This window comes from Sphingomonas sp. (assembly GCF_042091075.1).
Lineage (GTDB): Bacteria > Pseudomonadota > Alphaproteobacteria > Sphingomonadales > Sphingomonadaceae > Sphingomonas.
Map to the genome: position 1 here is coordinate 1 of NZ_JBELIE010000108.1, position 11,551 is coordinate 11,551.

General features: G+C 69.8%; 12 protein-coding genes. 6 read left to right on the forward strand and 6 right to left on the reverse strand.

The annotated features are described in order from the left end of the window. Nucleotides 1–1,157: amidase family protein (locus tag ACFDSW_RS11285; protein ID WP_375250392.1), on the reverse strand; the 1,157-nt coding region annotated here is incomplete at its 3' end. Beyond that, nucleotides 1,157–1,444: an Asp-tRNA(Asn)/Glu-tRNA(Gln) amidotransferase subunit GatC gene (gene gatC / locus ACFDSW_RS11290; RefSeq protein ID WP_375250393.1), complete on the reverse strand. Its 288-nt coding sequence runs from the start codon at nucleotides 1,442–1,444 to the stop codon at nucleotides 1,157–1,159. The genes gatC and ACFDSW_RS11285, both read right to left, overlap by 1 nt. A gap of 241 nt (nucleotides 1,445–1,685) precedes the next feature. Here gatC and ACFDSW_RS11295 point away from each other — a divergent pair, with 241 nt between their 5' ends. The 4 genes from ACFDSW_RS11295 to ACFDSW_RS11310 all read left to right on the forward strand — a co-directional run bounded on the left by ACFDSW_RS11295 (nucleotide 1,686) and on the right by ACFDSW_RS11310 (nucleotide 5,957). Further along, nucleotides 1,686–2,786, forward strand: coding sequence for a DUF3089 domain-containing protein (locus tag ACFDSW_RS11295; protein ID WP_375250394.1), 1,101 nt, complete (start codon nucleotides 1,686–1,688; stop codon nucleotides 2,784–2,786). Next, complete coding sequence (gene ruvX, locus ACFDSW_RS11300) at nucleotides 2,783–3,247, forward strand: Holliday junction resolvase RuvX (RefSeq protein ID WP_375250395.1); 465 nt, start codon at nucleotides 2,783–2,785, stop codon at nucleotides 3,245–3,247. The genes ACFDSW_RS11295 and ruvX overlap by 4 nt, the downstream gene beginning before the upstream one ends. A gap of 500 nt (nucleotides 3,248–3,747) precedes the next feature. After that, complete coding sequence (locus tag ACFDSW_RS11305; protein ID WP_375250396.1) at nucleotides 3,748–4,737, forward strand: aspartate carbamoyltransferase catalytic subunit; 990 nt, start codon at nucleotides 3,748–3,750, stop codon at nucleotides 4,735–4,737. Continuing rightward, the gene (locus tag ACFDSW_RS11310; RefSeq protein ID WP_375250397.1) at nucleotides 4,734–5,957 is read left to right on the forward strand and encodes a dihydroorotase family protein; all 1,224 of its coding nucleotides are present in this window, start codon (nucleotides 4,734–4,736) and stop codon (nucleotides 5,955–5,957) included. The genes ACFDSW_RS11305 and ACFDSW_RS11310 overlap by 4 nt, the downstream gene beginning before the upstream one ends. A 68-nt stretch (nucleotides 5,958–6,025) precedes the next feature. Here ACFDSW_RS11310 and ACFDSW_RS11315 read toward each other — a convergent pair whose 3' ends face one another. From ACFDSW_RS11315 to ACFDSW_RS11325, 3 genes are read right to left on the reverse strand one after another with little or no spacing between them, the layout of a single operon-like run. Then, nucleotides 6,026–7,363 (reverse strand): tetratricopeptide repeat protein, encoded by a 1,338-nt coding sequence (locus ACFDSW_RS11315; protein WP_375250398.1) that lies wholly within the window; start codon nucleotides 7,361–7,363, stop codon nucleotides 6,026–6,028. Nucleotides 7,364–7,366: 3 nt separating this feature from the next. Then, nucleotides 7,367–7,885, reverse strand: a complete 519-nt coding sequence (locus tag ACFDSW_RS11320; protein WP_375250403.1) for a hypothetical protein — start codon at nucleotides 7,883–7,885, stop codon at nucleotides 7,367–7,369. A gap of 2 nt (nucleotides 7,886–7,887) precedes the next feature. Further along, a complete protein-coding gene (locus ACFDSW_RS11325) occupies nucleotides 7,888–8,604 on the reverse strand; it encodes an AAA family ATPase (protein WP_375250399.1) in 717 nt (238 codons plus the stop codon). Between the two features lie 188 nt (nucleotides 8,605–8,792). Between ACFDSW_RS11325 and ACFDSW_RS11330 the strand changes: the two genes are divergently transcribed. Further along, nucleotides 8,793–9,824 carry an SPOR domain-containing protein gene (locus ACFDSW_RS11330; RefSeq protein WP_375250400.1) on the forward strand — a complete coding sequence of 344 codons (1,032 nt, stop codon included), beginning with the start codon at nucleotides 8,793–8,795 and terminating at the stop codon, nucleotides 9,822–9,824. Between the two features lie 57 nt (nucleotides 9,825–9,881). On the opposite strand, the gene serB is transcribed toward ACFDSW_RS11330, so the two are convergent. Beyond that, nucleotides 9,882–10,760, reverse strand: coding sequence for a phosphoserine phosphatase SerB (gene serB / locus ACFDSW_RS11335; protein ID WP_375250401.1), 879 nt, complete (start codon nucleotides 10,758–10,760; stop codon nucleotides 9,882–9,884). Between serB and miaA the strand changes: the two genes are divergently transcribed. Then, the coding region (gene miaA / locus ACFDSW_RS11340) for a tRNA (adenosine(37)-N6)-dimethylallyltransferase MiaA (protein ID WP_375250402.1) at nucleotides 10,759–11,551 on the forward strand (793 nt) is incomplete at its 3' end. The genes serB and miaA overlap by 2 nt on opposite strands.

Consider the following 11,551-nt stretch of genomic DNA (forward strand, 5'->3'; position numbering starts at 1 on the left):
TGCGCCTGCGTGTAATAGGCGTCGTAGAAGCCGGCGGACAGCACATAGGTACCGATCAGGATGCGCCGCTTCACCTCGTCACCGAACCCCTCGGCGCGGGTCCTGGCATACATTTCCTGCAGGTTCGCGCCATCGGGCAGGTCACGCAGGCCGTACCGCACGCCATCATAGCGCGCGAGGTTGGACGACGCCTCCGCCGGCGCGATGATGTAATAGGCCGGCAGCGCATAGCGGGTGTGCGGCAGCGATACCTCGACCACCTCGGCGCCCGCATCGCGCACCCAGTCGATGCCCCGCTGCCACAGCGCCTCGATCTCCTGCGGCATGCCGTCGACGCGATATTCCTTCGGGATGCCGACGCGCTTGCCCGTCAGCGAGGCGTTGAGACCCGCCTCCCACTGCGGCACCGCTATATCGAGGCTGGTGGCGTCCTTCGCGTCAAAACCCGCCATCGCCTCCAGCATGATCGCGCAGTCGCGCACGTCGCGCGCCATCGGCCCCGCCTGATCGAGCGACGAGGCGAAAGCGATCACGCCCCAACGCGAGCAGCGGCCATAGGTGGGCTTGATCCCGCTGATCCCGGTGAAGGCGGCGGGCTGGCGGATCGAGCCGCCGGTATCGGTGCCGGTCGCGCCCGGTGCGATCCGCGCCGCGACCGCCGCCGAGGAGCCACCCGACGATCCACCCGGCGCCAGATCCGCATTGCCGCCGTCGCTGCGCCGCCACGGGCTGATGACATTGCCGAAACAGCTCGTCTCGTTCGACGATCCCATCGCGAACTGGTCCATGTTGAGCTTGCCCAGCATGCCCGCGCCCGCATCCCACAATTTCTGCGAGACGGTCGATTCGTACTGCGGGACGAAGCCCTCCAGAATGTGGCTCGCGGCGGTGCTGGCCACGCCCTGCGTGCAGAACAGGTCCTTCATCCCGATCGGCACGCCTGCCATCGGCTTCGATGGCTCACCGGCCGCGCGCGCGGCGTCGGCGGCGTCGGCGGCGGCGAGCGCATGCTCGGGCGTTTCGACGAGAAAGGCATTGAGCGGCTTCGCGGCGGCAACGGCGGCGTTGAACGCCTCCGCCACCTCGCGCGCGGAAAAGTCTCCGGCGCGCACGCCGTCGCGAATCGCGGCGATGCCCAGATCGGTCAGGACGGTCATTATTCGATCACCTTGGGCACCGTGAAGAATCCATGTTCGGCCTGCGGCGCATTGGCCAGCACCTTCTCGCGGATGCCGCCGTCGGTCACCACGTCGTCACGCAACCGCAACTGATTGGGGATCACCGCGGTCATCGGCGCGACACCGGCGGTGTCGACCTCGCCCAATTGCTCGATGAAGCCGAGAATGTTGCCGAGTTCGGGAGCCAGCCGCGCGGCCTCCTCCTCTGTAATGGCGATGCGGGCAAGCCCGGCGATGCGCCTGACGGTATCGATGGAGACGGACATGTGCGCGCCGCTACCATCGCGGACGGCGCGAATGCAACCGGCCACCACGTCCCGCCGGGTGTGTTCCGGCGTCCGCCGCCCCGCCAGCCGGGCATTGGCCCGGCGCGCGGCGCGATTGCCCCCGGCAACACCCCTGGGGTGATGAGGGCCCCGCCAAGGTTGCGCGCATCGCAACTCTCGGGCACGGCGATCGTCATCTACACCGGCGCTTCCGCCGCGTGGCAAGGATGGTGATGGCTGCTTGGTCCGCAAATTCCTCTACGTCGTCGCGGGGCTGATCGTGCTGGGGATCGCCGCCGGGCTCGCGTGGCGCCTGTGGGGCGTCGATCTGATGCGGATGGCGATGGTGCCGGGCGAGACGTTCCGGGTGCAGCGCACGCTGACCGCCGCCGATTATCGCGCCGACGACATGTGGCTGTCACGGCCGGGTCGCGCGAACGACCCCGCGCGCTGGACCCCGCCCGGCTATCAACCGCGCCAGACGAGTGGCGGGGCAGCGATCTTCTTCATCCATCCCACCTCCTATCTGAACCGCGCGCACTGGAACGCGCCGCTCGACGATCAGGAGGCGAATGACCGCGCCGCCCTGTTCCTGCGCGGGCAGGCGAGCGTGTTCAACGAGGCGGGCGCGATCTGGGCGCCGCGCTATCGCCAGGCGACGTTCGGTGCGTTCCTGACCGACCGGAAGGCTGCCGAAGAGGCACTGCAGCTCGCCTATGGCGACGTACAGGCGGCCTTCGATCGTTTCCTCGATGAAATCGGCCCCGATCGCCCGATCATCCTTGCGGGGCATAGCCAGGGCGCGCTCCATCTGACGCACCTGTTGAAGGATCGCATCGCCGGCACCCCGGTCGCGCGCCGGATCGTCGCGGCCTATGTCGTCGGATGGCCGGTGTCGCTGGCCACCGATATCGCGCAGATGGGCCTGCCCGCCTGTACCGCGCCGGATCAGCGCGGGTGCGTGCTGTCGTGGCAGTCGTTCGCGGAACCGGCCGATCCGTCGCTGATCCTCGACGTCTATAACCGCAGTACCGGGTTCGACGGCCGCTCGCGCAAAGGCACGCCGATGCTGTGCACCAATCCGCTGACCGGCACGCCAGGCACCAGAGCGCCCGCCAGCGCCAACCTCGGCACGCTGTTCCCGAATGCGGCGATGACCGAGGCGACGATCACCCCGGCGCGAATCGGCGCGCGCTGCGACGAGCGTGGCTTCCTGCTGATCGGCTCCCCGCCCGATGTCGGGCCCTATACGCTGCCGGGCAACAACTATCACGTCTACGATTACAGCCTGTTCTGGGCGAACATCCGGGCGGACGCGGCGCGGCGGCTGGCCGCCCGATGATCATGCTCGCCGCGGCGGATTTCCGTGGCGTGCTGCCGGGCGGCGGGCGGCTGCTCGGCCTCGATGTCGGAACGAAGACGGTCGGCACCGCGCTGTGCGACGCCGGGTGGTCGTTCGCCAGCCCGGCGACGCTGATCCGCCGGACCAGATTCACCGCCGACAAGGCGGCGCTGATCGATCTGTCGACACAACAACAGGTCGTCGGCTGGGTGATCGGCCTGCCGCTCAACCTGGACGGCAGCGACAGCCCCCGCACCCAGTCGATTCGCGCCTTCGCGCGCAACTGCCGCGACGTCGACTATCCGATCCTGTTGTGGGACGAACGCTGGTCGACCGTCTCCGCCGAACGCGCGCTGATCGAACAGGACATGAGCCGCGCCAAACGCGCCGAACGCATCGACAATCACGCCGCCGCGACGATCCTGCAAGCAGCGATCGACGCGCTGGCAATGGAGGCCTGAAGGGGCCTTATCCAGGGCGAGATCAAACAGATGCCAGCCCGCGCCATCGTCCTCATGCTGTGCCTGACCGGTTGTGCTTCGGGCAATATGCATCTGATGGAGCGTGCGGCTGCCTCACCCATGGCATCCACGCTCGTTGATCCAGCGCGATCCCGACCTGTTCCGGTCCTGCTATATGGCAGGCCGCCGCTCGGCCGACGAAAGCCACTGGCGATCGCCGGTGAAGCACAATGATATGTGGGACGGGGCGACCGCCGGGCAGAAAACAGCGATGCTCAAAGCGGTTGCGGCTTGTCTCAACGATGCGCGTGGAACCGCCCGCCCCTGACGCGCTTCATGCTGCCGGTACACCAACCCAAAACGGATGCGCGGCAGACATCGCGCCGTCCCGCGGCTCGCTGATCCTGGCACCGGCTACCGCTTGAACCGCCCCTGCCCGAACCGCCCCTGTCCCAACCGCCCTTGTCGCGGCGCGCGCGCCCCGCTACCCGGCGCTCTCGATGCAACGCTCGGATCACCGCCCCGCCACCCTCATCCCCGGAGGCGCGGTCTTTCCGCACCGCCACCTGACCGGAATCGAGGGGCTAGAGCCCCATGAAATCATGTTCCTGCTCGACGAGGCGGAAACCTGGGTCGAGGGGACCCGTTCGCGTGCCGCCCCCGACAAGCGGCTGGCCGGCTTCACGCAGATCAACGCCTTTTTCGAGAACAGCACACGCACGCTGCTGAGCTTCGAGATCGCGGGCAAGCGGCTCGGCGCCGACGTGGTCAACATGCATGCCGCGCAATCGAGCGTGAAGAAGGGCGAAACGCTGATCGATACCGCGATGACACTCAACGCGATGCGCGCGGACGTCATCGTCATCCGCCACATGTCGTCGGGCGCGGTGCGGCTGATCGCGGGCAAGGTCGATTGCCCGGTGCTCAACGCGGGCGATGGGCGGCACGAACATCCCACGCAGGCGCTGCTTGATGCGCTGACGATCCGGCGGCGGCTGGGCGGCATCGCGAACAAGCGCGTCGTGATCTGCGGCGACCTGCTGCACAGCCGCGTCGCGCGTTCCAACATCCTCGCGCTTACCGCGCTCGCGGCGGAGGTGCGGGTCTGCGCGCCCTCGACGCTGATGCCGCCCGGTATCGAGCGGTTCGGCGTCACCGCCTTCACCGACTTCGACCGGGCGATGGAGGGTGCCGACGTGGTGATGATGCTGCGCTTGCAGACCGAGCGGATGACCGGCGGCTACGTGCCGTCGATCCGCGAATATCACCTGCGCTACGGCCTGACGCTGAAGCGGCTGGAAACCCATGCGCCCGGCGCGCTGGTGATGCATCCCGGCCCGATGAACCGCGGGGTGGAGATCGATTCGGCGGTGGCCGACCATGTCGAACGCTCCGCGATCACCGAGCAGGTGGCGATGGGGGTGGCGGTGCGCATGGCATGCCTCGACGTCCTTACGCGGCGCGCGCGTGGCGTGGAGGGATGGGCATGACGGACGCGCTGCTGTTCACCAACGTCCGCCGTGTCTGTCCGGCGGCTGGCGAAAGCCGTGACGACCTGCTGATCGTCGATGGCGTGATCGCGGACGGCGAGGCCCCCTCGCACGCGGTGCGAATCGACGGCGGCGGCAAGCTGCTCGCGCCCGGCATCGTCGATCTGGGCGTCGGCGCGATCGACCGGGCGGCGTTCCGGGCCGGCGGCATCGTCCGGGTCGCGCCGCTGCCCGATCAGTCGCCGGTATTGGACGAGCCCGGCGCGGTGCAACGGCTGGCGCTGATCGGCCGGCCGGACCTGTGGATTCATCCGATCGCCGCCGCGACGCGCGGGTTGAGGGGCGAGGATCTGGCCGAGATGGCGATCTGCCTGTCGGCGGGTGCACGCGCGGTCGGCACCGGGCGGCGCTGGATCGCCGATTCGGGCGTGATGCATCGCGTGCTGCTCTATGCCCGCGATCTCGACGTCGCCGTGGTGACGCATGTCGAAGATGCGGGTCTGTGCGCGGACGCGGTCGCGACGGAGGGGGAAACCGCCAGCCGGCTGGGGCTGCCCGCCGCCCCCGCGCTGGCGGAACCGCTGGCGATCGCCCGCGACCTGATGCTGGCGGAAGACACCGGCGCGCGAGTCCACCTGCGCTGCGTCACCACCGGCGCCGGCTTCGCGCTGATCCGCGCGGCGCGCGCGCGCGGCGTGCGGGTCACTTGCGGCACGACCCCGGCGCATCTGCTGCTGTCGGACAATGCGATGAGCGATTTTCGCACCTTCGCGCATCTGTCACCGCCGCTGCGCAGCGAAGACGACCGGCGGGCGACGCTGGCCGCTCTGTCGGATGGCACGATCGATGTGCTCGCCTCCGGCCACGATCCGCGCGGCCCCGAGGAGAAGCGGTTGCCGTTCGTCGACTCGACCGCCGGCAGCGCCGATGCGGTGACTCTGCTGCCGCTGGGACTCGGGCTGGTGCGCGATGGGCATATCGGCCTGTCGCGGCTGTTTGCGCTGCTGGCGTCGGCACCGGCGGCGGTGCTGGGCCTGGACACGGGCACGCTGACACCGGGGGCGCCGGGCGACGTGATTCTGATCGACGAACACGCGTCGTGGCGGATCGATGCCGATACCTTGCCGGGTCAGGCGGGCAATACCCCGTTTGACGGTCTGCCGGTACAGGGCCGCGTGTTGCGCGTCTGGAAAGGTGGACGCGACGTCAGCTCGGAGTAAGTCCGAGCCGCCGACGCATATTCAGCGATCAGGGTATCGTGCCCCGGGGCGCCCGGGGCACAGCATCGTCAGCGCGAGGCGACCTGAACGGTGCGCTTCGCGGGCTGATGCCAGGCAGCGATCTGGTCGCCCGCCATCGATCGCACGAAGCACGTGCCGCGCGCCGCGCGCACCTTGCGGCACAATGAATCGGCGTCCGGCCGCGCATAACCACCTACCGAAAGGCGATAATAGGTCGCCCCCGATACCGCCATGCTCATCCCGTTCGGGGTCAGCCCCCGCAGCGCGGGGATCGTGCGGACCGCGCGATTCCACTTCTCCTGCGCCACCGCCGCATTCTCGAATGCGCCGAGCTGGACCATCCAATTGCCGCGGGCGGGTGCCCGGACGACCGCAGGCTTCGCCAGCAGGAGCGGCGACGGCTTGGCGGAGAAGCGCGTGGAAGAAACCTTATAGGCGCCTCGCGCGGTGATCAGCGGAGTAGCGACCCGCGCGACTCGCGCCGGCGCCGAATAGGCCACCACCGGCGCCGGCGGAGCGGTCGGCTCGGGCGCTGACTCCACCGTTGCGGCGGTCTCCACCGTTGCGGCGGTTTCCACCGGGGCGTCGACGCGGCCCGGCATGAATTGATCCACCGCCGCCAGCGCGGCGGCGGGTGCGACGGTCGACAACGCCAGCGCGACCGGCTGCCCCGGATCGACCACCGGGCGAACGCCCAGCAGCGACGCGACCTGGTCAGCCGCGCCCTGCGGTTTCGCGAACGACGCCCATTCCACCATCCGCCGGTCGGCATCGGCGGGGTTCATGTCCATCCCGACGATCGCCCGCGCCTCTTGCCAGCGCCCGGCGAGCGCCAGCGCCAGCGCCAGATTCTGGCGCGTCTTGGCGTCGGCCTCCGGTGTCCGCGCGGCGGTGGTCAGCACCTCCACCGCCTGCGCCGGATCACCGGCGAGCGCGATCGCCAACCCGCGATCGGCGGCGTTGATCTGCCCGGCATGTGCGTCCAGCGTCGACCGTGCGGCATCCCATTTGCCGCCCGCGATCTGCGCCAGCGCGAGGTTCAGCGCGACCGTGCCGTCGTTCGGGCGCAGCGTCGTCACGTCGCTGAACGCCTGTTCCGCGGAGCTGAACCGCCCCGACCGGAGATAGGCATTGCCAAGGATCGCGCGATATCCCGAATCGCTGGTGTCCAGCGTCACCGCGGCTTCAGCCTCGCGGACCGCCTTGTCCCATTGATGACGGTCAAGCGCCTTGCGCGCCTTCGCGGCATGACGCGACGCTTCTTTCTGCGCGCGCGCATCGATCCGCGATGTCGCGATGGCGGGATTGACACCGTGCAGCGCGACTGCCGCCCCGGCGATGAGCAGCGCCGAGACGCCCGCTCCAGTGATCTTCCGGATGGTCATGGCTTATCTCTCTCGAACAGGGGTGTCGGCCGACAATCGCTCACGCAGACCGTCGATCTCGGGCATGGTCGCCAGCAGCGCGTCAAGCGCCTCGGTCACCAGTTGCTGCGCGGAGCGACCACGTACCGCGCTGGCGAGCCGAAGCCGGAGGTGACGCTCGCTATCGAGCCGCAGCGTGAAGGCCGCCTTGCGTCCGCCGCTGGCCGCACGCGCGACCGGCGCGAGCGCCGTTTCCAGTCGCTCCAGCGTTTCGAGCACCGGCGGCAGTGCCGCGGCGTCCGCCGGGCGACGCTCGGGAGCCGCCGGCGCGGGGATCGCAGGCACCGGCGGAACGCCCATGTCGTTCCAGCCAAGATCATCCTCGATCGCCGCCTGATCGGCAGCCTGCGGGGCCGACGGCAGCGCGGCGATCACCTCGGCCGGCTCGCCACCCAATACCGGGCGGCGCATCGCCGGACGGGCCTGGCCCTTGCGCGCCAGCAGACCCGACGACAGCGCGGCCATCGGCTTGATGTTGAGCATGTTCATGCGACCACCCGACGGCCGAAACCACCCGACTGCGGGCGCGGCGCGGGATAGCCGGCGCCGGGCTTCGGCGCCGCGAACACGGTGCGGCGGAAGTTCTTCTCCAGCCGATCCGACACATAATTCCACAATTCGGCGACCTCCGCGGCGGACTTCCCCCTGGGATCGACCTCCATCACGGTGCGCCCGTCGATCATCGACGCCGCGAAATCGGTGCGCTGGTGGATCGTCACCGGCGCGACTGTGCCATGCTGTGACAGCGCGATCGCCGCGTCGGAGGTGATCCGCGCCTTGGGTGTGGCGGCATTGACGACGAACAGCAGCGGCTTGCCCGACCGCTCGCACAGATCGACGGTCGCGCCCACCGCACGCAGATCGTGCGGGCTCGGGCGCGTCGGAATGACGATCAGCTCGGCGACTTGGATGACGCTCTGGATCGCCATCGTGATCGCCGGCGGCGTATCGATCACCGCCAGCTTGAAGCCCTGCTGACGCAATTCGTCGAGATCCATCGCCAGCCGGGCGACCGTGGTATGCGCGAAGGCGGGATATTCCGCCGTGCGCTCGTTCCACCAATCCGCCAGCGACCCCTGCGGATCGATGTCGATCAGAACGACGGGCCCCGCCCCGGCCAGCTGTGCCTGCACCGCGAGGTGACCCGACAGCGTGGTCTTGCCCGATCCGCCCTTCTGCGATGCCATCGCCAATACGCGCATCGACCACCGCGCTCCCTGTAGTTGCGCAACCGGAATGCCACGGCGGGGTGGAGGAAGCGTTAACGCAACCGGCCCGCGACGCTTGGCCTTTCGCCGTGCTAAACCGTTGGTTAATATCTTTGCAGCGCCCTCACCGCTAAGGCATGGGGGCGCTTTGAACGGACGGCGCTCGGCTGGGGGGAACAGGAATGAAGGTCAACCGGTGGATGGCATGCGTCGCGCTGCTGGTGGCCGCTCCGGCGCTGGCGGACGTCAAGGCCGGCGTCGATGCATGGACCCGCGGCGATTATGCCAAGGCGGTCGCCGAATGGCGCGCACCCGCCGCCTCGGGCAACGCCGATGCGCAATTCAACCTGGGGCAGGCCTATAAGCTGGGACGCGGCGTCGCCGCCGATCAGGCACAGGCGCTCGAATGGTTCCGCAAGGCGGCAATGCAGGGCCATGCGCAGGCGGAAGACAATTACGGCCTCGCGCTGTTCCAGGAAGGGCGCAAGAACGAGGCGGTGCAATGGCTGGAGCGATCCGTGGCGCGTGACGAAAAGCGCGCGGAACTGGTGCTCGGCACGATGCTGTTCAACGCCGACGGCCTGCCGCGCGACTGGACCCGCGCCTATGCGCTGGTGACCCGCTCCTCGCAGCAAGGCCTGCCCCAGGGCTCGCAGACGCTGGCGCAAATGGATCATTATATCGCGGAGGATCAACGCCGCGACGGCATCGCGATGGCGCAGCAGATCGAAGCGCGCGGCCGTGCGATGAAGGTCGCGTCCACGCCGATGGCGACCGAGGCCGTCGCGCCCTCAACGGTCGCGCAACCCGCGCCGAAGGTGGCAACGGCAACCGCCGCCCCGAAAGCGGCCCCCACGCCCGCCGCCCCGAAGGTGACCCCGCCCACGGCGCCCAAGCCTGTGACACGCACCGCCGCCGCCGAAAAGGCGCCCGCCGCGAAACCGGCCGCAACCGCGAAGGCGGAGGCAAAGCCCGCCGCGAAGCCCGTGACGGCAGCGGCACCGGGCAAATGGCGCGTCCAGCTCGGGGCGTTCCATGACGACAGCAACGCGCGGAGCCTGTGGAATTCGGTGGGCGGCCGTGTCGGCGGCACCGCATCCTTCGCGCGGACGGCGGGGATCACGCGGCTGCAGGCGGGCGGCTTCCCGTCGCGGCAGGCGGCGCAGCAGGCCTGCACCAAGGCGCGTGTCGCCTGTACGGTGGTGGCGCCCTAGGGTCGTCATCGTCCCCCCGGCGGGAGGGCCGGCGAACGCCGTGACGCCAGTGGTGCGCTATGCTGCCCAGTCCGCCTTGGGCACGCCCTGCGCCCATAGTAGCGCGGTCAGATCGCCATGCTCGATCCGCGCCGCCGCTGCCGCCGCGACGATCGGCTTGGCACGATAGGCCACGCCCAGCCCCGCGATCTCGATCATCGCCAGATCGTTGGCGCCATCGCCGACCGCGAGCGTCGCCGCCTCCGCAAGGCCCAGCGCCGCGCGGGTTTCGATCAGCGTCGCCCTTTTCGTCGCCGCGCCGACGATCGGCTTCGCGGCGGTGCCGGTCAGCGCGCCGTCCGCGATCTCCAGCACATTGGCGATCGCGCGATCGAAGCCGATCTGCGCCGCGACCGGCTCGGCGAAGCGTGTGAAGCCGCCCGATACCAGCACCGCCGTCGCGCCCCAGCCGCGCATCGTCCGCACCAGCGTCTGCGCGCCAGGCATCAGACGCACCCGCTCCCGCAGGCACGCATCGATCACCCCGGCGTCCAGCCCCTTGAGCAGCGCGACGCGCGCATCCAGCGCCGCCTCGAAATCCAGTTCCCCGCGCATCGCGGCTTCGGTGATCGCGGCGATCTGCGGCTTCAGCCCCGCATAATCCGCGAGTTCGTCGATGCACTCGACCGTGATCATGGTCGAATCCATGTCCGCGACCAGCAGCATCTTGCGCCGGCCGTCACGCGGCTGGACGACGATATCGACGCCCTCGAACGCCCCTTCCAGCGCACGCCGCGCCGCCACCGGATCGAGCCCGAAATGCAGGTCGGCAGCGTCGTCCGCGTCGATCCAGTGCAGCGTGGTCGGCGCGCAGCCGGTGGCCACCAGCCGTTCCTGCGCCGCCGCCGCGATATTGGGCGTCAGCCGCCCTGCTGCTATCAGCGTCGCCGTGAACATGCTTACCCCTCAGAAGCCAAGGCTGGCGCTCATCGCAGGGCCAACCGCCAGCGGCAAGAGCGCGCTGGCCATGGCACTGGCGGAACGGATCGGCGGGACGGTGATCAACGCCGATGCCAGCCAGGTCTATCGCGACCTGCGGATCCTGTCGGCGCGCCCCTCGGACGCGGACGAGGCGCGCGTGCCGCATCGCCTGTTCGGCCATATCGACGGGGCCGAATCCTGCTCCGCCGCACGCTGGGCGGCGGACGCGCGCGCCGCGATCGAGGCATGCCGCACGGCGGGGCGCCCGCCAGTACTGGTCGGCGGCACCGGACTGTACCTGCGAACGCTGCTCGACGGCATTGCGCCCGTGCCGGATATCGACCCGGATATCCGCGCCACCGTGCGCGCGCTGCCGGTCGCCAGCGCCCATGGCGCGCTGGTGGAGGAGGATCCCGCCGCGGCGGCACGCCTGAACCCCGCCGACACGACCCGCATCGCCCGCGCGCTGGAAGTGGTTCGCTCGACCGGCCGCCCGCTTGCCGCCTGGCAGCGCGAACGGCACGGCGGGATCGGCGATCGCATCGATCTGCGGGCGCTGATCATACTCCCCGATCGCGAGACGCTGCTACGCCGCTGCGACGCGCGGCTGGAATCGATGTTCGCCGATGGCGCGGTAGAGGAGGTGCGCGCGCTGCTGGCGCGGCCCGACATCCCCCCCGACGCCCCCGTCCGCCGTGCGATCGGTGTGCCGGACATCGCGGCGATGCTGGCGGGAGAGATATCGCGCGCGACGGCGCTGGAGCGTG